A 21286-nucleotide genomic window follows, 5' to 3' on the forward strand; every position below is an offset into this window, starting at 1 on the left:
TGGCCGGGAACGATCGGCGGCGTAGCCGCCGATCGTGGCTTTGCTCAGTGGCGTGCGCCGAGCAGCTTCCAGCCCGCTCGGTAATTGGCGATGGGGGCGGACTGCCAGCCCTGGTTTGGCCATGAAGAGGTGTTGGTGTACCAGGTCAGTTGTCCCGGAGTTGCCGGCGTGGTGGTGGCTGCCGCCTTGTTGTTCGCCCATACCAGAACGGCTTCGTTGTAGCCGTCGTAATTACCGGTGGTGCCAAGGTAGTCACCCGGATTCAGCGGCAAGCTGCGTACCGGATTGAATGTGGTTTGCGCCACATTGCCCTGGTTGTCGTACCAGCGGATCCACTCGTATTGGGTGAACTGCATCGCCGTGTCGTTTTGCACGTAGACGTTTATGCCGGTGAAATCACCCGAGATGGCCGCGCCAATGATGCGGCCCTGGGGGTCGTAGTTGCCCAGCAGCGTCGAAGTGAAGCCGGTCGGCGAGCCGGACCACAGAAGCACATCGTGCGCGTCGCTGGTCAGGATGAGGTCGAGGTAGGCCGTTTGCATGAAATGGCCGATCGCCGCGACGTGATAGCCGCGAGGAACGTTGACGGTCTGCTTCTCCATCACGATGGCACCCTGCATCAGCCAATAGCCGAACTGGGATTCCTTTTCGTTCCACCAGAGCAGGTCAGCATTCTTATCGCCATTGATGTCGCCGGCACCGAGCAAGCGCCAGTCTTCAGAGTAGTGCCCGATGCGCGCGGCATCGAAGGAGATGCCGTTGGATGTCCACAGGATCAGGTCGTGATCCTCATTTGTGAGTACCAGGTCTGCCTTGCGGTCGCCGTTGAGATCGCCCACGGCGCCCACGTGGTAACCCGGCTTAAGGTGGAAGACCTTGGCAGGGCCGTGAATGTAGGCAGGCGTCTGATAGTTCCAGACGGACAGCCAGTAGCCCACCAAGCCTCTGTCTTCGTCGTACCACAGCATGTCGCTCAGTCCGTCACCGTCCACGTCATTGGGCGCGGTGTACGAATAGTCAGGATAGAAGACCTCGTTGGCCTCCTGCAGAAACTCGTGTCGAGCCCATCGTCCGTCGGTGCCGTCATCGTGGTCCCTAGCGAAGGCGGGCACCACAAAACACGCAGCCATGGTGGCCGCGAAGACCAATTTCCCTATGTTCATGTCTTCCCCTTGGTTAGTGTAGTGCGCCCAGCCGGCAGATCCCCTCCCTGGCTGACCGCGAGCGGATTCTTGCCAGCGGTGATCGCGCCGGACAATCGGCCATATGGCTGACGTGACAGTTATTGCGACGCACCGCGCGTTTCGCCTGCGCCCGGCGCCCCGGTCTGTGCCGATGGTTGCCCCGGCTATACTGTGCGACCCCTTGACGCCCAAGTGCCCGCCGTGACTCACGAACTCGCCTCCATCATCGACTTCATCCGCTACGGCGCCAGCCGTTTCTCGGCGGCCGGGCTCACCTTCGGGCACAGCCACGACAACCCCATCGACGAAGCCACTCATCTGGTGCTGGCCAGCTTGCACCTGCCGCCGGATATTCCGCCGGCCTATGGCGCAGGCCGCCTGACCACCGAAGAGCGCGAGCGCGTGCTGGCCTTGATCGAGCGTCGCGTCACCGAGCGTCTGCCAGTGGCTTATCTGGTGGGCGAGACCTGGTTCGCCGGCCTCAAGTTCAAGAGCGATCGTCGCGCGCTGGTACCGCGTTCGCCGATCGCCGAGCTGATCGAGTCGGGCTTCCAGCCGTGGCTGGATCACCGCCATGTGGAGCGCGCATTGGACCTGTGCACGGGCTCGGGCTGCATCGGCATCGCCATGGCCGAGTACAACCCGGAGTGGCAGGTGGACATTGTCGATATCAGCGACGATGCGTTGTCGCTGGCGCGCGAGAACATCGTGTTCCAGCATGTGGAAGGCCGCGTCGAGGCGATCAAGTCGGATCTGTTCAATGGCCTCAAGGGTCGTCGCTACGACCTGATCGTTTCCAATCCGCCTTATGTCACCGAAGACGAATACTCCGCACTGCCGGGCGAATACAGCCACGAGCCGAAGCTAGGGCTGACCTCCGGTGAAGATGGCCTGGACATCTGCGTACGCATGCTCAACGAGGCGGCCGATTACCTCACGGAAGACGGCCTGCTGATCGTGGAAGTGGGTGAGAGCGAACATGCGCTCGCTGCGTTGTTGCCGGAAGTCCCGTTTGTGTGGATCGAGTTCAAGGTGGGTGCGATGGGTGTGTTCGCGCTTGAGCGCCGCGACCTGATCGAGCACGCCGACGCGATCCGCGCGGAAGCCGACGCACGCCGCGGTCGCTGATTCCGTGGAACTGGAAACGCTTCGGCTTCGGGTGGATGCCTTGCATCATTCCGATGCTGAGGCGTTGTTTGACTACCGCTCCCATCCTGACGTAGCGCGATACCAGAATTGGTGGCCGGAGACGCTTGAAGAAGTCGAGCGTTTCATCCGCAACCAATCGCGCTTGCTGGCGCCTAAACCGGGACAGTGGTTTCAGCGGGCCATTCGCCAGCGCGACGATGGTGTGTTGATCGGCGACCTGGCTTTCTGCCTCTCAGGCGATGGTCGGGCGGAGTTCGGCATCAACGTGGCGCCATCGCACCAGGGCAAAGGCATCGCCCATGAAGCCCTGCAGGCGCTATTGGGGTTGTTGTTCGGGGTCATGGGCGTGCACCGCGCCCACTGTTCTGTGGATCCGCGCAACCTGGCCAGTATGGCGCTGATGCGATCGCTGGGCCTGCGGCAGGAGGCCCATTTCCGGGAAAGTCTGCGCTTCCGGGGCGAGTGGGTGGACGACGTGATCTTCGCCCTGCTGGCGCGCGAGTGGCAGGCACGCGTTCCGAAGAACGCAGACGAGGCCACATCGCGTTAAGCTGTGAGGGTTTCCCCGCAGACGACCCGAGCCTCGTGTCCAGCAACTCCTTCGGCAAACTCCTCACCGTCACCACGTTTGGCGAAAGCCACGGCCCCGCCATTGGCTGTGTGATCGATGGCTGTCCGCCGGGGTTGTCCATCACCGCCGAGGAATTCCGTACCGATCTCGATCGACGCGCGACCGGCAAGAGTCGCCATACCTCGCAGCGTCGCGAGGCGGATGAGGTCGAGATTCTCTCGGGCGTGTACGAGGGCAAGACCACCGGTACGCCGATAGCACTGCTGATCCGCAACACCGATCAGCGCAGCAAGGACTACGGCGATATCACGCAGACCTTCCGACCGGGTCACGCCGATTACACCTATTGGCAGAAATACGGTATCCGCGACCCGCGCGGTGGTGGGCGCGCCTCGGCGCGCGAGACCACCATGCGCGTGGCTGCTGCAGTGATCGCCAAGAAATGGCTGGCCGAGCGCTACGGTGTGCGCGTCCGTGGCTATATGGCGCAAATCGGCGAGATCACGCCGGGGTCGTTCGATTGGGCGGCGGTGGAGCAGAACCCGTTCTTCTGGCCTGATGCGCACGAGGTCTCCACTCTTGAGTCGTATATGGATGCCTTGCGCAAGTCGGGCGATTCCGTGGGCGCGCGCGTCACCGTGGTAGCCGATGGCGTGCCGCCGGGTTGGGGCGCACCCATTTACGGCAAGCTCGATGGCGACCTGGCAGCGGCGCTGATGTCGATCAACGCCGTGAAGGGTGTGGAGATCGGCGACGGCTTCGGTGTCGTCGCGCAACACGGCAGTCAGCATCGCGACGAAATCACGATGGACGGCTTTACGTCCAATCATGCGGGCGGCATTCTGGGTGGCATCAGTACGGGGCAGACCGTGGTGGCATCGATGGCGCTCAAACCTACCTCGAGCATCCTCATCCCCGGTCACAGCGTGAACCTGGCGGGCGACCCCGTCGACGTGGTGACCAAGGGGCGCCATGACCCCTGTGTGGGGATTCGTGCCGCGCCCATCGCGGAAGCCATGATGGCTCTGGTACTGATGGATCACGCGCTGCGCCATCGTGCGCAATGCGGCGATGTTGGCGAGGTTGCCCCTCGCATTCCCTGAAAAGAGCCGGTCCGCGATTCGGGCTGGTGCGGACTAAAAGCAGAAGATGACCGCAAAACCGAAAGTCTGGGTATCCCGACCGCTCTTCCCCGATGTGCTGGCACGTCTGGCGCAGTATTTCGATGTCGATGCGGAAGCCATCGAGCGCCGGCACACTGCGGTCGAGCTCAAGCACAAGCTCGCCAGCGTCGATGCGGCGCTGGTGGGACTTGCCGATCGAGTGGATGCAGGTGTTCTCGAAGGCAACCGACGCCTCAAGGTGGTGGCCAATCTCGGCGTGGGGTTCAACAACCTCGATCTCGAGGCGCTGACCCGGGCTGGCGTGCTGGCCAGCAATACGCCTGGGGTACTCAACGAGAGCGTGGCCGATTTCGCCTGGGCTTTGATGCTGACGGCGGCGCGGCGCGTGGGGGCGGCGGAACGCTGGTTGCGGGCAGGGCATTGGCCGGGCGCCAACATGCGTTTCGACGACTGGCTGGGTCTGGACCTGCACGGCCGTACGCTGGGCATCCTTGGCATGGGCCGCATCGGGCAAGGCGTGGCGCGTCGCGCCGCCGGGTTCGACATGCGGGTGCTGTATCACAACCGATCGAGACTGCCTGAGATGGTCGAGCGCCAGTGTGGGGCGACGCTGGTCACCAAGTCGGAGCTGTTGCAGCAGGCCGATTTCCTGGTGCTTGTGTTGCCTTTCACCCCTGAGAATCGGCACGCCATCGGGGCCCCCGAGCTGGCGCAGGTGAAGCCCTCGGCGGTGCTGATAAACATTGCACGCGGCGGTATCGTCGATGATGCTGCGCTTGCGATAGCCTTGCGCGAAGGCCGGCTGGCGGCCGCGGGTCTGGACGTGTTCGAAGACGAACCGAACGTGCATCCGGACCTGCTCGCGTTGGACAATGCGGTGCTGTGCCCGCATATCGCCAGCGCCAGCGAAGAAACGCGCCGTGCCATGGCTAGCCTGGCGGCCGACAATGTGATTGCGGCCCTGGGTTATGGCGAGGCGGCTGGAAAGCCGCCGACACCCCTGAATCCGGCGGTCATGGCACGCTGGACCGTCTACAAAGCGTGACGATATTCACGCCCGTGCGTGTCGCGGGTTGTTTTGCGCGCCGCCCCGGCTAGATTTCTGCAGATGCGGAGATCAGGTTACCCCCCAAGCCGGGACGGTTTTCCGAATCCTCTTACCTGATACCGGGACATGAGCAAGAAGAGCAGTTACAAGGTGGCAATGGTCGGCGCGACGGGCGCCGTGGGTGAAACCCTGCTGGCGATCCTCGCTGAGCGCGAGTTTCCGATCAGCGAGCTGGTGCCGCTGGCAAGCGAGCGCTCCGCGGGCGACAAAATCACCTTCGACGGCAAACAGGTCGTAGTGCGCAACCTTGCCGACTACGATTTCAATGGCGTCGACATCGCCTTCTTCTCGGCCGGTGGCTCGGTGAGCCGCGAGCATGCCCCGCGTGCCGCTGCCGCTGGTGCCGTGGTGATCGACAACACTTCTGAGTACCGCTACCAGGATGACATCCCCCTGGTGGTGAGCGAGGTGAATCCTCACGCCATCGCCGAGTACACCACGCGCGGCATCATCGCCAACCCCAACTGCTCGACCATGCAGATGCTGGTGGCGCTGGCGCCGATCCACCGTTCGGTAGGCATCGAGCGCATCAATGTGGCGACCTACCAGTCCGTCTCCGGCGCCGGTCGCAGCGGCATGGAAGAGTTGGGCAAGCAGACTGCGGCGCTGCTGGGCTTCCAGGACGTGGAAACCAACAAATTCTCCAAGCAGATCGCGTTCAACGTGATCCCGCACATCGACGACTTCCAGCCGAACGGCTACACCAAGGAAGAAATGAAGATGGTGTGGGAGACGCGCAAGATCTTCGAAGACCCGACCATCCAGGTGAACCCTACCGCGGTACGTGTGCCGGTGTTCTACGGTCACTCCGAGGCCGTGCACATCGAGACGCGCGACAAGATCACCGCGGAGCAGGCGCGCGAGCTGCTCGAAAAAGCCGAGGGCGTGGTCGTGGTCGACGAGCGCAAGGCTGGCGGCTATCCGACGCCGGTGAGCGACGCGGCCGGCAAGGACCCGGTGTTCGTGGGTCGCATTCGCGAGGACATCTCGCACGAGCGCGGCCTGGATATGTGGATCGTGTCGGACAACATCCGTAAAGGCGCGGCGCTCAACGCCGTTCAAATCGCTGAACTTCTCATCAAGGACTATCTGTAATGAAAATGATGCTGTCGGGGCTGGTGATGTGTTCGTTGGTGTTTGCCGTGCCGGCCCAGGCAGCACAGGCTCAGGCGTCGTCCGCCGCCAAGGCGGGCGACCAAAAACAGGTCGATCAGGCGATCGAAAAGCAGCAGGCTACGGTCAAGCAGTTGCAGGGTGACGTGGAACGCGCGGAAGGCCACTCCCACGAGACGGACGCGAAGCTCAAGCAGCAGGACCAGACCATTGCGGACCTGCAGAAGCAGCTCAAGGATTTGCAGGGTGCATCCCCGGCCGCCGGGCACCCCGCAAAAGGTGGCTGAGATCCGCCACCCTACAAGAACAAGTGGTAGCAAGACACTGTAAATATTGGCCAACGCTATTGTTGATTGGCCCATACCTAACTAAAGTGACGCCTCGTTCCAGGTGTTGCCGTTTTCGGCGCGCCGATGAGAAACGTCACGGGGTCGTTCGGGGGATAACACGATGAATCGTTCGTTGAAGCTGTCGATGTTGCTGGCGCTCGCCTTGGGCAGCACCCAGGCAGCTGCGCTGGAACTGGGTCAGATCCAGGTGAAATCGGCTCTGGGCCAGCCCCTGCTGGCTGAAATACCCGTCAACCCCGAAAGCCCGGCTGAGCTGCAAAACCTCACCGCGCGACTGGCCTCGGCGGAAGATGCCGCCCAGGCAGGCGTAGCAGCCGGCCCGACGATTCCGCTGCAGTTCGCCGTAGTGGACGGCGCCAATGGCAAGAAAGTCATTCGCATCACCAGCGCCGCCCCGGTAAACGACCCTTATCTGGACTTGCTGGTGGAAGTGAACAACGCCGCCGGCAAGAGCCTGCGTGAGTTCACCATCCTGCTCGACCCGCCGACCGGCGTGTCCCACGTCCCGGCGACGGCGGCACCGACTCAGGCGGCTCCCAAGTCGTCGCGTCGTTCGACGGCTCCGGCATCGTCCAGCACCAGCCAGGCCAGCGCCGCCGCACCGGCCCCCGCGCCGGAGCCCAAGCCGGCCAAGCCCAAGCCCGCCGCTGCACCGCGCGCAGCGGCCGGCAGCACCTTCCCCGTCGAGAGCGGTCAGACGCTCTCGGGTATCGCGCATGAAACCGCGCCGGAAGGCGTGGACATCAACCAGATGCTGTTGGCCCTCAAGCAGGCCAACCCGGATGCGTTCTACCGCGACAACATCAACGCGCTGAAGAGCGGCGTGGTGCTGCGCGTGCCCACCCGTGAGGATGCGCAGGCGATGGCCGTGGCGGCCGCCGCGGCAGAAGTGCGTCGCCAGAACAGCGATTGGCGCTCGGGCGCTGCCCGTACGGCGACCACCGTTGCCGACGCCGGCACGCGCGCCAACGCGACATCTGCGCCGACCACTGGCGGGCAGGCTGGCGACCATCTGTCGCTGGTGCCGGCCAAGGAAGGTTCGGACAACGCGGCTGGCAAGGGCGGCAAGGGTGACAAGGCCGAAAAGGGCATGGCCTCCCTCCATCAGGATCTGCTGCGCAGCCAGGAATCGCTGGCTTCCCTGCAGCAGCAGGGCGATGAGCTGAAGTCGCGCCTGAAGGATCTGGAAGACATCAACGGCAAGAACGAGCGTCTGCTGTCGCTCAAAGACAACGAAATCGCCGACCTGCAACACAAGCTTGGCGAGGCCCGCAAGACCAAGAGTCTGCCTGCCGCAGCCGTGGCGACACCGGCGGCAGCTGCCAGCGCGCCGGCCAAGCAGGAGGCGGCCAAGGCTGCCGACGAGACCGTGGTCAAGGCCAACGAGCCGGCTGCGGCACCGGCACCGGCTGCGAGCGTTCCGGCTTCCGCCGGCAGCGCCGCCGCGCCGGCGCACGCCAGCACGGCACCCGCCGTCGTCACCACGCCGGCCCCGGCCAAGCCAGCAGCCAAACCGGTACCGCCGGTGGCGGAAGAAGATCCCTGGTACATGCAGACTTGGGCGTGGGGCGCCGGCGCCGGCGCTGCCGTACTGCTGCTCCTGCTGGGCCTGCGCGGCCGTGGCCGCAAGCCTGTGGCCGCAGCGGCTGCTTCGTCCTCGCTGGCCGACCGGTTCGGTACGGTGCCTCCGGGCGGGCCGGCCAGTGCCGATCCGGACCAGGATGAGCTGCTCGACCAGCTGGCCGAGCATCCGGACGACATTGGACTGCATCTGGAACTGGTGAGCCTCTACTACAGCCGCCGCGACGTGGACCACTTCGAAGCCGCTGCCGAGGCCATGCATGCGCACATGAGCGACCCGCAGCAGCCCGAGTGGCAGGATGTGGTGCACATGGGTGAAGACCTGGTGCCGGAGCATCCGCTGTTTGCTCATGCCGTGCAGCGCGCGCCGCAGGGTGGAGCAGCGCATGACGCCTTGGATCACTTCGACCTGGGCCGCTACGCCAATAATCTCGAGGACGATGATCTGCCGCCGCCGATCCCGTCGACCTCGGCGCAGCAGGTGCATCATCCCAAGGTCAGCGAGTATCACTTCGATTTCGATCTGACCCCGCGCCCGACGAATCACCACGCCAACGCACCGGCGCCGGCAGCAGCAACGGTGGTCGAAGAGCAGGTTGACGAAGCGTTGGATGCTCACGCCTCCACCTGGGAGTTTGCCGAGCCGATGGCCGACGAACCGGTGAGCCATGCTTCGCACCACGAGTCGCATAACGACCTGGGCGAGCTCAACGACAATCCGGTGGACACCAAGCTGGATCTGGCCCGCGCCTACCTCGACATGGGCGATCCGGATGGTGCCCATGCAATGCTGGAAGAGGTCATGCACGAAGGTACGCAGATGCAGAAGGACGTTGCCAAGCGCCTGCTGGACGGCATCCGCTAAACCGTCCGCGCCAAAGCGTTACCACCCACGGGCCGGCTTTTGCCGGCCCGTGTGCGTTTGGGGCCTGCTCACCCGCCGCGAATGGCCTGCTACCCTGTGCGCTTCTGTTGACGGCATCTGTTTCTTCATGCGCATCGCCCTGGGTATCGAATACGACGGCACTGAATTTTCCGGCTGGCAGCGGTTGAGCCATGGCAACACCGTGCAGGGTGTATTGGAGCAGGCGCTGTCGTTCGTGGCCGCGCATCCGGTGGAAGTGACCTGTGCGGGGCGCACCGACGCCGGCGTGCATGGGCGTTGCCAGGTGGTGCATTTCGATACCGAGGTGCAGCGCGACATGCGTGGCTGGGTGTTGGGCACCTGCTCCAACCTGCCGGCCAGTGTGGCCGTGCTGTGGGCGCAGCCGATCGATGGCGCATTTCATGCGCGCTTCTCGGCACGCAGCCGACGCTATCGCTACCGCATTCTCAATCGCCAGGTGCGTGCCGCGCTCGATGCGCGTTACGTCACCTGGGAACGCCTGCCGCTCGATGCCACGCGTATGCACGAGGCGGCACAGGCGCTGGTGGGCGAGCACGATTTCACCGCGTTCCGCGCCATTTCCTGCCAGGCGGCCCATCCTCGGCGCCAAGTGCACGCAGTAAGCGTGCGGCGCGAGGAAGAGCAGGTCATCATCGAGATCGAGGCGAATGCCTTCCTGCATCACATGGTGCGAAACATTGTCGGGTCACTGCTGCCGATCGGTCGCGGTGAGCAGCCCGTGGCCTGGATAGGCGAACTGCTGGCGGGGCGCAGCCGCGAAGTCGCCGGACCTACGGCCCCGGCATCGGGCCTGACCTTTCTCGGTCCGCGCTATGAAACGCATTGGGGCCTGCCGGCGGAGGTGAGCCAGTGACCCGCATCAAGTGCTGCGGCATGACCCGTGTCGAAGACGCACAGCTGGCAGCGCAGCTCGGTGCCGATGCCATTGGCGTGGTGTTTACGGCGCGCAGCAAGCGCCGCGTGAGCATGGCGCAGGCGCAGGCCATAGCCCAGGCTGTTCCACCGTTCGTCAGCGTGGTTGCTCTCTTCATGGATGACGACGCATCGCTGGTGCAGGAAGTGATCGACGCGGTTCAACCGGATCTGCTGCAGTTCCATGGCGATGAGCACGACGAATGGTGCGCTCAGTTCGGTCACCGCTACCTCAAGGCCATTGCGATGGGTGCGGGCGAAGCGGCGTTGTCGCGCTTGCGCGACTATCCCGGCGCAGCAGGACTATTGCTTGATGGACACGGCCTGGGCGAAGCCGGCGGTAGTGGCAAGGCATTCGATTGGTCGTTGATGCCCCAGGATCTGGCGCAGCCATTGATCCTGGCGGGTGGCCTGACGTCGTCCAACGTGGCCGAGGCGATTCACATCGCACGACCGTGGGCGGTGGATGTGGCCAGTGGCGTGGAGTCGGCGCCCGGCATCAAAGACCCGCGCAAGCTGGCGGATTTCATCGCGGCCGTGCGCGCAGCCGGCCATTAACGTTCGTTATCAGTCCCAGGAATCCTATGCCCGTTCCCATGGAGGAGTTTCGCTACGATGGCCAGCCAGACGCGCTGGTAGACATCATTCGTGGCGAGCGGCCGGTGGTGATCCGGGGACTGGTGAAGCATTGGCCGATGGTCGCCGATGCAACGGTATCGGACCAGGCTTTTGCCTCGCGTCTGATGGCGCTGGACAACGGCACCGTTGTCGACGCGTTGCTGATGCCACCCGAAGAGCAGGGCATGATCGGCTATCGCGGTGACGCCGAGGCTTTCAACTTCAATCACCATCGCGTGTCTGTGACGCAAGGGCTGCAGAAGTTGCTGCAGTTCGCCGGTCAGGGCGATGCGCCGGGCATCGCGCTGCAAAGCGCGCCCATCGCCACCTGCTTGCCTGGTTTGCTGGACGGACATGCCATGCCGTTGCTTGAGGAGGCGATCAAACCGCGCTTGTGGATTGGTAACCGTGTCACCACGCCGGCGCATTTCGACGAGTACCACAACATCGCCTGCGTCGTGTGCGGCACGCGGCGCTTCACCCTGTTTGCGCCGGAGCAGGTACGCAATCTCTACATTGGCCCGCTGGATTTCGCGCCCACGGGTGCAGCCATCAGCATGGCGCGCCTCGACCAGGCGGATGATCCGCGCTTTCCACGCTTGAAATTGGCGCTTGCCGAAGCGCAGGTCGCAGATCTGTCACCGGGTGACGCCATCTACATACCACCCATGTGGTGGCACCACGTTGCCTCGCTGGGTTCGCTCAACGCGCTGGTGAATTACTGGTGGAAGCAGGAGCAGGGCGCCGGCCTGGCACCCAGCACGCGGTTGGGTGGCTTGCTTCATTGCATCCTGCTGTTCAAATCACTGCCGCCCACCGAGCGTGCTGCATGGCGCGAATTGCTGGATCACTACGTGTTTGGTGACGAAGACCCTGCCGCGCATATTCCCGAAGCGCGTCGCGGCTGGCTGGGCGAACTGGATGCAGAGCAATCAGCGAAATTGCTGGAGCGCATTCGGCGCTATCTCTGATTGCCGCGCGAAGCGGGGTTTTCCACAGCACATGTGGATGCCCACGGGAAAAGCTTGTGGATAGGTGAGCTATCTCACTGACTGCAAAGCAATGCTGACGCGTTGATGTACAAATGTGCAGCGTGAGGCGGGTTGTGTCTCGCACAGGGTGCGCTCCCACACATCACGCTGCCCCATGGGAGCGCACCCTGTGCGCGATGAACTCGAATAAGCGCAACGTGTTTTCCACAGCGAATGTGGATGCGCACGGGAAAAGCTTGTGGATAGGTAACCTATCTCACTGAGTTGCAAGAGGTTGCGACGCGGTGGTGCGTGATTGCGCAGCGTGAGGCGAAATGCGGTCGCGCACGAGTGCGCGCCTACAAAAGTGCGTATCTGTAGGAGCGCACTTGTGCGCGACCATCACACAACAGCACCGCATGTTTTCCACAGCACATGTGGATGCCGCACTAACAAAGCTGTGGAAAAGTATCGTAACTGCTTGCTACGCAAGGCGATCAGTACGCGATGATGAAAAAATGCGCAGCGATGCGACAACGCGATGCATGCGGTTTTCCACAGCGCATGTGGATGCGTGCAGGAAAAGCCTGTGGATAGATGCGCTATCTCTCTGATCGCCATACAAAGCTGACGCGTTGGTGCGCAATTGCGCAGCATTGGCAGCACAGTCGCCATCACCTCGGCGTGCAACATCAGTGTTGCGCGGTAGCGCCTCGCGCGAACTCATCTTTGAGCCATGCCGCCAGCGACTCAGCGCGCTCCATCGGCAGGCGAGCCGGCGTCGCCAGCACCCACCAGGATGCGGTGTCATGAAAGCCCCACGGCGCCATCAGTCTTCCGGATGCCAGGTCGTCAGCCACCAGCTGTTCCGGCGCGATGGCAACGCCACGGCCGGCGACGGCGGCTTCGATCAGGTGGTACAAGTGCGGGTAGGCCTGACCCTGCGGCAGCTTCGTTTCATCCAGGCCGGCATGTTGTGCCCAGAGTGACCACGCTCGCGGCCGCGAGGAGGTATTGAGCAAGGGCAGCGTCAGCAGCGCCTGCGGGCGACTGTGATCTAGCTGATGTGCTTTGGCAAAGCTGGGGCTTACGACCGGCCCCATGCGTTCACGCGCCAGAGGATGGACATGCCAGCCCGCGGGCCACGGGGCTTCACCGGCCAGCACGGCGGCGTCGAGCCCGCTGAGCGCCTCATCGAAGGCCGCTTCCTGCGGGCGCAGGTGCAGATCCAACGCGGGCAGATCCGCCATCAGGCACTCGAGGCGGGGAATCATCCAGCGTGCCAGCAGGCTGACCGGGCATCCGAGTACGAACGGTGCGTGAGAGACATCGTTGCGCAGGGCGTCGCAGGTCTCTCGCAGCTGCGCAAACGCGGCCGTGCTGGTATTGCGCAATCGCTGCCCTGCGGCAGTCAGCACGAGGCCGCGCCCCTGGCGTTGGAACAGGGCGGTGCCCAGTTCCTCCTCCAGTGAGCGAATGTGTCGGCTCACGGCACCGTGGGTGACGTGCAGCTCGGCCGCCGCACGGCTGACGCTGCTCAGTCGCGCAGCGGCTTCGAAGGCGTGCAGGGCATTCAACGAGGGCAGCGGGCGAGGCATCGGATATGTGAGTTTTCCTGACGTATGGCGGCCATCATATCGCTTTTGGCGCCAGCGCCTTTGGGATAGGGTGGGCGTTGCCTCCCGCCCTTTTCCCCCGAGTGCCCCATGAGCAAGATCGACTTCAGCGCCTACCCCGACGAGCACGGGCGCTTCGGTAACTACGGCGGCAGCTATGTCGCCGAGACCCTGATGGCACCGCTGGCTGAGCTCACCGAGGCCTATCTGCGGTTGCGCCAGGACCCCGACTTTCTGGCCGAGCTGGATCGTGACCTGAAGTACTACGTGGGGCGCCCGAGCCCGATCTACCACGCCGAGCGGCTGTCGCAGCACGTCGGTGGCGCGCGCATCCTGCTCAAGCGCGAGGATCTGAATCACACCGGCGCGCACAAGATCAACAACACCATCGGTCAGGCGTTGGTGGCGCGTCGCATGGGCAAGCCCCGCATCATCGCGGAGACCGGTGCGGGCCAGCACGGCGTGGCCAGCGCCACCGTGGCTGCGCGCTTCGGGCTCAAGTGTGTGGTGTACATGGGCGCAGTGGATATTGAGCGGCAGAAGATCAACGTCTACCGGATGAAGCTGCTCGGTGCGGAAGTCGTGCCAGTGACCTCCGGCTCGAAAACCCTGAAGGACGCACTCAACGAAGCGATGCGCGATTGGGTCACCAACGTGGCCGACACCTTCTACATCATTGGCACCGTCGCGGGTCCGCACCCGTATCCGCTGATGGTGCGCGATTTCAATGCCATCGTGGGCCGTGAGGCGCGCGTACAGATGCAGGAACAGTTCGGTCGACTGCCGGATGTGATGACAGCGTGTGTGGGCGGCGGCTCCAACGCCATCGGTCTGTTCCACGCCTTCCTCAATGACGAGCAGGTGCGCATCGTCGGTGCCGAAGCGGCGGGTGAGGGCATTGCCACCGGCCATCATGCCGCTTCGCTGGCAGCCGGCCGCCCCGGTGTATTGCACGGCAACCGCACCTATGTGCTGTGCGACGACAACGGCCAGATCACCGAGACGCACTCGGTGTCGGCGGGTCTCGATTACCCCGGCGTGGGGCCGGAGCACGCCTTTCTCAAAGATGCGGGGCGCGCGGAATACGTCGGCGTCACCGACGACGAGGCGCTGGAGGCATTCCATCTGCTGGCGCGCACTGAAGGCATTCTCGCGGCGCTCGAATCCAGCCATGCCGTAGCGCAGGCGATCAAGCTGGCGCGCGAATATCCGAAGGATGGCCTGGTGCTGTGCAACCTTTCCGGTCGCGGCGACAAGGACGTGCACACCATTGCTGCGCGCGAAGGAGTGCAGGTATGAGCCGCATCGACCGTCGTTTCGCCCAACTGAAGGCCGCCGGCCGTACGGGGCTGATTCCGTTTGTCACTGCAGGCGATCCGTCGCCGCAGCACGCCGTCGCGCTGATGCATGCACTGGTCGATGCCGGCGCCGACGTGATCGAGCTGGGTGTGCCGTTTTCCGACCCCATGGCGGACGGCCCGGTGATCCAGCACGCAAGCGAGCGCGCGATCGCCAAGGGCGTCGGTCTCGGTGACGTACTGCGCTGGGTCGCCGAGTTCCGTCAGCGGGACGCGCAAACCCCGGTCGTGCTGATGGGTTACCTCAACCCCATTGAAATCCACGGCTACCAACGCTTCGCCCAGGAAGCGGTGCAGGCTGGTGTGGACGGCGTACTGGTGGTCGACTGCCCGCTCGAAGAGTCGGCGGTGCTGCAGCCCCTGCGCGAGGCTGGGCTGCAGCAGATCCTGCTGGTGGCCCCCACCACCGCACCCGCGCGTATGGTGCAGTTGTGCGGGTCGGCGCAGGGTTTCCTGTACTATGTCTCGTTCGCCGGCATCACGGGCGCGGCACGATTGAGCACCAGCGACATCGCCGCACGTGTGGCCGATATCCGCGCGAAGTCGAAAGCGCCGGTGGCCGTGGGGTTTGGTGTGCGCGATGCGCAGTCGGCCAAGGCCATCGCCGGCTTCGCGGATGCGGTGGTGATCGGCAGTGCGCTGGTGGAGCGCCTGGCGGGTGCGGAAGGTGTCGACGACATCGCCGCGCGAGCCAGGGACTTCCTGGCGCCGATCCGCGCCGCGCTGGATGCGCATTGAGGACACGCTGCGTTTGTGACGCGGCGTCGCGTCATGAACGTTTGAGGTGTTGCGATGAACTGGCTCCAGAAAATCATGACCCCCCGTGCTCGCACGGAAGCCTCCGGCACTGCCGGCAAGGGCAAAGTGCCGGAGGGCGTGTGGGAGAAGTGCGGTGGTTGCGGCACGGTGCTGTATCGGCCGGAGCTGGAACGCAACCTGATGGTCTGCCCCAAGTGCGGTCATCACCACACCATCGACGCGCGTGCGCGACTGGATTCGTTCCTCGATCCGGGTTCGGCGCAGGAGCTGTGGGCCAGCATGGAGCCGAGCGACCCGCTCAAGTTCCGTGACTCCAAGAAGTACCGCGACCGCATCGTGGCCATGCAGAAGAGTTCCGGCGAAAAAGACGCGCTGGTTGCCATGAGCGGTCGCCTGAAGGGCCGTCCGCTGATGGCTGTGGCCTTTGAGTTCTCCTTCATGGCCGGCTCGATGGGCTCGGTGGTGGGCGAGAAGTTCACGCGCGCCGCAGAGCGTGCGCTGGCCGATCGCAGCGCACTGGTGTGCTTCTCCGCCACCGGCGGTGCGCGCATGCAGGAATCGCTGTTCTCGCTGATGCAGATGGCCAAGACCTCGGCCGCGTTGGCGCGCTTGCGTGACGCTGGTGTGCCGTACATCAGCGTGCTGACGCATCCGACCACCGGTGGCGTGTCCGCAAGTCTTGGTATGTTGGGCGACATCAACGTTGCCGAACCGAAGGCACTGATCGGCTTCGCCGGCCCGCGCGTGATCGAGCAGACTGTGCGCGAGACGCTGCCGGAAGGTTTCCAGCGTTCGGAATTCCTGGTGGAGCATGGCGCGATCGATCTGATCGTCGATCGCCGCGAGATGCGTGACAAGCTTGCCGATCTGCTCGGCATCATGATGAAGGCACCACGCGTCGCCTGATCGATCACGCATGGGTGATATACGAAAAACAGCGCCTTTAGGCGCTGTTTTTTTGCCTGCGGGTTTTCCACAGCGCATGTGGATGTGTGCTGGAGAAGCCTGTGGATAGGTGTGCTATCTCACTGATCGCAAAGTAATGCTGACGCGTTGATGCACAAATGTGCAGCGTGGGGCAGGTTGTGTCGCGCACAGGGTGCGCTCCCACTCAAAACGCTGTCATGTGGGAGTGCACCCTGTGCGCGACGAACCCGCGAGAACGCCACGTGTTTTCCACAGCACGTGTGGATGTGCACGGGAAAAGCTTGTGGACAGATGTGCTATCTCACTGATACCAAAGCGATGCCGACTCGTTGATGCGCAATTGCACAGCACGGCGAGAGTGGGTCGCGCACACCTGCGCTCCTACAACGACATTCACCTGTAGGAGCGCACTTGTGCGCGACCGTTGCCGCAAGTACTCCGTGTTTTCCACAGCGCATGTGGATGCCACCTGCATAAGCCTGTGGACAAGCGACTCGCAGGCCTTTATCGACAATGACTTGTCACACCGTGCTGATCTTTTGACCAGTCGTTGCGTGTTTTCCACAGCGATTGTGGACGTCGATGGAGCAAACCTGTGGAAAAGTATCGCAACTATCTGTTGCGGCGGGCATTCACTACGCTGTGGTGAAAAAATGTCCAATACCGGAGCGACTGCGCCTACCTTGTTTTCCACAGCGAATGTGGATGCGCACAGGAAAAGCCTGTGGATAGGTGCGCTATGTGTTTGACGGCAAAGTCATTGCGACACGTTGATGCACAAATAGACACCAAGGCGTCGAACTTCATCCCACCAGTGCGTGTAGCGGCAGCAGCCACAGCGACAACGCACCCAACGCACTGCCGATGGCGGTCGCAGCGATCACGTCGCTCGGGTAATGCAGGCCAAGGACTACGCGAGAGGCACCCACCAGTGCCGTGAAAGTCAGTAGTAGCGGCGCAAGCACCGGATACCAGGCGAGCGCGACCACGGTGAAACTCACCGCCTGCAGCGTGTGACCGGAGGGGAAGCTGAATTCATCCAGTGGCGGCACGTGGGCGATGACGCCCGGGCAGGCGCGGAAGGGGCGTGGGCGACGCGTCCAGCGCTTGAGCAGTCGATACAACAGCAAGGCGGTAAGCCCGGTGATCGCCATCTGGGCGGCAGCCAGCAGCCCGCGGCGCCCGTCCACCAACGCGAGCACGGCCATCAGCGAATACCAGAACACACCATCACCCAGCCGGCTGATGATGCTGAAGAACACGCCTACTGCCCGGCGCGTTCCCCAGCGGTTGGCCGCCACACACATGCGGCGATCGATGGCAAAGCGAGGTCCGGCGGGAAGGTCAGGCGTGTGCAGCGGTGGCATGGTGCTCATGCGCATTCTCCTCGGCCAGCTCATGCAACAGGTTTTCGAACTCGTGAATCACCGCGTCTGGCGACAGGCCGGCAATGCTCGCGTGCGCCGCGCGCCCCATGTGGCGAATCAGGCTGGCATTGCAGGCCAGCGTCGTGGCCGCGTCGATAAAGGCCCGCTCATTGCCAATGTCGATGCGATACCCGTTGTGGCCGGTGCGCAGATGCTCGCGCGCCGCGCCTTCCTCATAGGCCACCACCGGCAGGCCCGAGGCGAGTGCCTCGAGGATGACGTTGCCGAAGGTTTCGCTGAGGCTGGGAAAGGGAAACAGGTCGGCGCTGGCATAGTGCTGGGCCAGCGCTTCGCCAAGCTGCATGCCGGCGAAAATGAAGTCGGGGTTGGCGGCCTGCAGTGCGGCTCGTGCCGGGCCATCGCCCACCCATACGTAACGGGCCTTGGGCACCTGCTGCTGGATGGCACGGAAGCAGCGCACCGCCAGATCGAGGTTCTTCTCGGGCGCGATGCGGCCCACATAGAGCACCACCGGCGTATTGCCGTCGACGCCCCAGCTCTGCCGCAACTCGGCGCTGCGGTGGCGTGGATGGAACAGCTGAGTATCCACAGCACGGCGCAGCAGTCGCGCGGTATCCACACCCAGGGAGGTCAGCTCGCGTGCCAGCGCTTCGGTAGGCACCAGGGTGGCCGCGGCGCGGCGATGGAAGCTACGCAAATAGTGGCGGACCACCGGCGTTAGAAAGCCCAGGCCGTAATGGTTCGCATAGGTGTCGAAGCGGGTGTGGAAGCCGGTGGCGACAGGAATGCCCAGGTGATTGGCTGCGCGCACGGCAGACCACCCCAGCGGCCCCTCCGTGGCGACATAGATGGCGTCGGGGCGCAGTCGCGTCCAGCGATCTCGCAGTGCACCACCGGCGGGCAGGCCAAAACGCAGGCCCGGGTAGCGGGGCAGGGAGGCGCCGCGAACTTCGAGGGTGACGATGCCAGGCTCGTCCTTGAACGGCTGCTGCTGGCGGGGACGGATCAGGTCGACCGTGTGGCCCTGCGACGCCAGTCCGGCGGCGAGGCTATGCACGGTCAGTGCCACGCCGTTGATCTCGGGTGGATACGTTTCGCTGACAATGCCGATGCGCACTAGAACATACCGTTGGCTGGCCCGGGGCAGTTTCCTCAGCTGGCGTTGCGGGGGCGTGGCGCGGGTATGACGGGTGCGTGACGGGCGACACAAGCGGTGGGGTTGTAAACGCCAGCTTGAGACTTCACGAGTACACTGGACCGACCTGTCACCGAGGAGACACGCCGATGAAACGCCTGTTGCTTGCTGTCGCGCTTGCCGCCATGGCTGCCGGCACCTTTGCCGCCAAAGCGCCGACTGGCCTGCCGGTTACCAAGGCACCTGCGGGTGCCGAGGTCTACATCATTTCGCCCCTGGATGGTCAGGTGGTGGGCCAGGACGTCCTGGTGGAGTTCGGCCTCAAGGGCATGGGTGTCGCCCCGGCCGGCGTAAAAAAGGTGGGCACCGGCCACCATCACCTGCTGGTCGATGTGACGGAGATGCCGGCTGCCGGCAAGCCGATTTCGAAGGACACACAGCACATCCACTTCGGCGATGGCCAGACCGAAACCATGCTCCATCTGGCCCCCGGCAAGCACACGCTGCAGCTCGAGCTGGCGGATGAGAACCACATTCCGTTCGATCCGCCGATCGTTTCACAGCCCATCAGCATCACCGTGAGGTGAATTTGTCACCGGGGTTGCCGCCACTCATGCGGCAACTCCGGTCCCGGTTAGGGGCGCGGATCGGCTAAAATCGCCGTTTTCGTCTTTCAGGACAGCTTCCGTCCCATGACCGTCCGCACCCGTTTCGCCCCCAGTCCCACCGGTTTCCTGCACATTGGCGGCGCCCGCACGGCGCTTTACTGCTGGCTGGAGGCCCGTCGCCGCGGTGGCCAGTTCGTGCTGCGCATCGAGGACACCGACCGCGAACGTTCCACCGAGGAGGCTGTACAGGCCATCCTCGACGGCATGCAGTGGCTGGGTCTGCGTCACGACGAAGGCCCGATCTACCAGACCGCGCGCCTGGATCGTTACAAGCAGGTGGCCGACGAGCTGCTGAAGGCCGGCAAGGCCTACTACGCCTACGAGTCCAAGGACGAGATCGAGGCCATGCGCAACGAGGCGATGGCCAAGGGCGAAAAGCCCCGTTACAACGGCTATTACCGCGACCGCAACGAGCCGTATCGCGACGACCCGAATCGCGTGATCCGTTTCAAGAACCCGCTGGAAGGCTCGGTGGTGTTCGACGACAAGGTGAAGGGTCGTGTGGAGTGGAGCAACGCCGAACTCGACGATCTGGTGATCTTCCGCTCGGACGGCTGGCCCACCTACAACTTCGCCGTGGTGGTGGACGACATCGACATGGGCATCACCGAGGTGATCCGCGGCGATGACCACGTCAACAACACCCCGCGCCAGATCAACGTCTACAAGGCACTCGGCGCGCCGGTGCCGGAGTTCGCGCACCTGCCGATGATTCTTGGCCCCGATGGCCAGAAACTCAGCAAGCGCCATGGCGCCGTGAGCGTCATGCAGTACCGCGACGACGGCTTCCTGCCGCACGCCTTGCTCAACTACCTGGTGCGTCTGGGATGGTCGCACGGCGACCAGGAAATCTTCTCCGAGGAGGAGATGATTCGCCTGTTCGATGTGGCCGACGTCAACAAGGCGGCATCGCGCTTTGACGTGACCAAGTTGTCGTGGCTCAACCAGCATTACCTCAAGACGGAAGAGCCCGCGTCGATCGCGCCGGAATTCGAGTGGCATCTGGCGCAGGCGGGCATCGACTTCAGCAAGGGCCCGAAGCCGGCTGACGTCATTGTGGCGTTGCGTGATCGCGTGCAGACGCTCAAGGAAATGGCCGAGCGCGCCAAGATCTGGTACGGCCCGATTAGCGAGTGGGACGACAAGGCGGTTGCCAAGCATCTGCAGAATGACTCGGCGGTGGCAGTGCTGGAGGCGGCGAAGTTGTTGCTGGTTTCCTGTGAGTGGGCGCCGGAGCCGATTCATCAGGTGATTGAGCAGGTGGCGGCGAAGCTTGAATTGGGTATGGGCAAGATTGCGCAGCCGCTGCGTGTGGCAATGACGGGTACGCAGGTGTCGCCGTCGATTGATCACACGATTTATTTGGCGGGGCGTGAGGTGGCGTTGCAGCGTGTGGATGATGCCATCGCGAAGGCGAGAGGCTGAGGCGTTCGCGCCTCGCATTGCCGCCGGCTCGTCATTCCCGGGGGGCTTTTCAACAGCCGAAGGCTGGTCGAGCGGGACAAGCTCGCTAAACGCTCAAAGGCGTGGGTGTTCGCGAGAAGGCGTGTTCTCCCTCACCGTCATCCCCGCGAAAGCGGGGATCCAGCGACTTCGTTCTTGGCACTTAACGTGGCGCTCCCGCCAGCGTGCCGCCTACGCGGCGGGCGTTTCGATCGTCTGCCGACGACGCAAAGCTAGTCCCTGTGGGACGCTCGAGTCACTTTTCTTTTGCTGGCCCAAAAGAAAAGTAACCCAAAGAAAATGGCCTCAAGAGCGGGGCTGCCGTAGCGTCGTGTTGAATAAAAGCCTTGCCGTCCGCGAAGCCCGTATTGTCACGATCGCACGACATGCGGCATGGCTACACC

19 protein-coding genes are annotated in these 21286 nt (G+C 63.7%); 15 read left to right on the forward strand and 4 right to left on the reverse strand.

Going from position 1 to position 21286, the window contains the following annotated elements:
* Window positions 1–44 precede the first annotated feature (44 nt).
* The gene (locus AC0GUR_RS03655) at window positions 45–1163 is read right to left on the reverse strand and encodes an FG-GAP repeat domain-containing protein (RefSeq protein WP_472876109.1); all 1119 of its coding nucleotides are present in this window, start codon (window positions 1161–1163) and stop codon (window positions 45–47) included.
* Between the two features lie 222 nt (window positions 1164–1385).
* On the opposite strand from AC0GUR_RS03655, the gene prmB reads away from it, so the two are divergent.
* The 10 genes from prmB to AC0GUR_RS03705 all read left to right on the forward strand — a co-directional run bounded on the left by prmB (window position 1386) and on the right by AC0GUR_RS03705 (window position 11588).
* Window positions 1386–2312: a 50S ribosomal protein L3 N(5)-glutamine methyltransferase gene (gene prmB, locus AC0GUR_RS03660; protein ID WP_472876110.1), complete on the forward strand. Its 927-nt coding sequence runs from the start codon at window positions 1386–1388 to the stop codon at window positions 2310–2312.
* Between the two features lie 4 nt (window positions 2313–2316).
* Complete coding sequence (locus tag AC0GUR_RS03665; protein WP_472876111.1) at window positions 2317–2883, forward strand: GNAT family N-acetyltransferase; 567 nt, start codon at window positions 2317–2319, stop codon at window positions 2881–2883.
* Between the two features lie 35 nt (window positions 2884–2918).
* The gene (aroC, locus tag AC0GUR_RS03670) at window positions 2919–4007 is read left to right on the forward strand and encodes a chorismate synthase (protein WP_472876112.1); all 1089 of its coding nucleotides are present in this window, start codon (window positions 2919–2921) and stop codon (window positions 4005–4007) included.
* Between the two features lie 46 nt (window positions 4008–4053).
* Entirely contained in the window at window positions 4054–5073 is a 1020-nt protein-coding gene (locus AC0GUR_RS03675) for a 2-hydroxyacid dehydrogenase (protein ID WP_472876113.1), read from the forward strand.
* A gap of 129 nt (window positions 5074–5202) precedes the next feature.
* Window positions 5203–6231, forward strand: coding sequence for an aspartate-semialdehyde dehydrogenase (locus AC0GUR_RS03680; protein WP_472876114.1), 1029 nt, complete (start codon window positions 5203–5205; stop codon window positions 6229–6231).
* Entirely contained in the window at window positions 6231–6536 is a 306-nt protein-coding gene (locus tag AC0GUR_RS03685; protein ID WP_472876115.1) for a hypothetical protein, read from the forward strand. Before AC0GUR_RS03680 ends, AC0GUR_RS03685 begins: the two co-directional genes overlap by 1 nt.
* Window positions 6537–6699: 163 nt before the next feature.
* A complete protein-coding gene (locus tag AC0GUR_RS03690; RefSeq protein WP_472876116.1) occupies window positions 6700–9045 on the forward strand; it encodes a motility hub landmark protein FimV in 2346 nt (781 codons plus the stop codon).
* Between the two features lie 127 nt (window positions 9046–9172).
* The gene (gene truA, locus AC0GUR_RS03695) at window positions 9173–9940 is read left to right on the forward strand and encodes a tRNA pseudouridine(38-40) synthase TruA (RefSeq protein ID WP_472876117.1); all 768 of its coding nucleotides are present in this window, start codon (window positions 9173–9175) and stop codon (window positions 9938–9940) included.
* A complete protein-coding gene (locus AC0GUR_RS03700) occupies window positions 9937–10557 on the forward strand; it encodes a phosphoribosylanthranilate isomerase (protein ID WP_472876118.1) in 621 nt (206 codons plus the stop codon). Before truA ends, AC0GUR_RS03700 begins: the two co-directional genes overlap by 4 nt.
* A 26-nt stretch (window positions 10558–10583) precedes the next feature.
* Window positions 10584–11588 (forward strand): cupin-like domain-containing protein, encoded by a 1005-nt coding sequence (locus tag AC0GUR_RS03705; protein ID WP_472876119.1) that lies wholly within the window; start codon window positions 10584–10586, stop codon window positions 11586–11588.
* A 692-nt stretch (window positions 11589–12280) separates the two neighbouring features.
* Here the strand turns inward: AC0GUR_RS03705 and AC0GUR_RS03710 are convergent.
* Complete coding sequence (locus tag AC0GUR_RS03710) at window positions 12281–13186, reverse strand: LysR family transcriptional regulator (RefSeq protein ID WP_472876120.1); 906 nt, start codon at window positions 13184–13186, stop codon at window positions 12281–12283.
* 108 nt (window positions 13187–13294) lie between these two features.
* Between AC0GUR_RS03710 and trpB the strand changes: the two genes are divergently transcribed.
* Genes trpB through accD form a run of 3 tightly spaced genes read left to right on the forward strand, consistent with a single transcriptional unit; the run spans window position 13295 to window position 16227 of the window.
* Window positions 13295–14503, forward strand: a complete 1209-nt coding sequence (gene trpB, locus AC0GUR_RS03715) for a tryptophan synthase subunit beta (RefSeq protein ID WP_472876121.1) — start codon at window positions 13295–13297, stop codon at window positions 14501–14503.
* Entirely contained in the window at window positions 14500–15300 is an 801-nt protein-coding gene (gene trpA, locus AC0GUR_RS03720; RefSeq protein ID WP_472876122.1) for a tryptophan synthase subunit alpha, read from the forward strand. The genes trpB and trpA overlap by 4 nt, the downstream gene beginning before the upstream one ends.
* 54 nt (window positions 15301–15354) lie before the next feature.
* On the forward strand, window positions 15355–16227 hold the full coding sequence (accD, locus tag AC0GUR_RS03725) for an acetyl-CoA carboxylase, carboxyltransferase subunit beta (protein ID WP_472876123.1): 873 nt from the start codon (window positions 15355–15357) through the stop codon (window positions 16225–16227).
* 824 nt (window positions 16228–17051) lie between these two features.
* On the opposite strand, the gene AC0GUR_RS03730 is transcribed toward accD, so the two are convergent.
* Window positions 17052–17624, reverse strand: a complete 573-nt coding sequence (locus tag AC0GUR_RS03730; protein WP_472876124.1) for a phosphatase PAP2 family protein — start codon at window positions 17622–17624, stop codon at window positions 17052–17054.
* Window positions 17593–18753: a glycosyltransferase family 4 protein gene (locus AC0GUR_RS03735; RefSeq protein WP_472876125.1), complete on the reverse strand. Its 1161-nt coding sequence runs from the start codon at window positions 18751–18753 to the stop codon at window positions 17593–17595. Before AC0GUR_RS03735 ends, AC0GUR_RS03730 begins: the two co-directional genes overlap by 32 nt.
* Before the next feature lie 167 nt (window positions 18754–18920).
* Here AC0GUR_RS03735 and AC0GUR_RS03740 point away from each other — a divergent pair, with 167 nt between their 5' ends.
* Together AC0GUR_RS03740 and gltX are read left to right on the forward strand one after the other, a co-directional pair.
* Window positions 18921–19358 carry a DUF4399 domain-containing protein gene (locus AC0GUR_RS03740; RefSeq protein ID WP_472876126.1) on the forward strand — a complete coding sequence of 146 codons (438 nt, stop codon included), beginning with the start codon at window positions 18921–18923 and terminating at the stop codon, window positions 19356–19358.
* A gap of 105 nt (window positions 19359–19463) precedes the next feature.
* Window positions 19464–20864 carry a glutamate--tRNA ligase gene (gene gltX, locus AC0GUR_RS03745; protein ID WP_472876127.1) on the forward strand — a complete coding sequence of 467 codons (1401 nt, stop codon included), beginning with the start codon at window positions 19464–19466 and terminating at the stop codon, window positions 20862–20864.
* The last annotated feature ends 422 nt before the right edge of the window (window positions 20865–21286 follow it).

This window comes from Dyella sp. PARNA 12/25, from assembly GCF_055702865.1.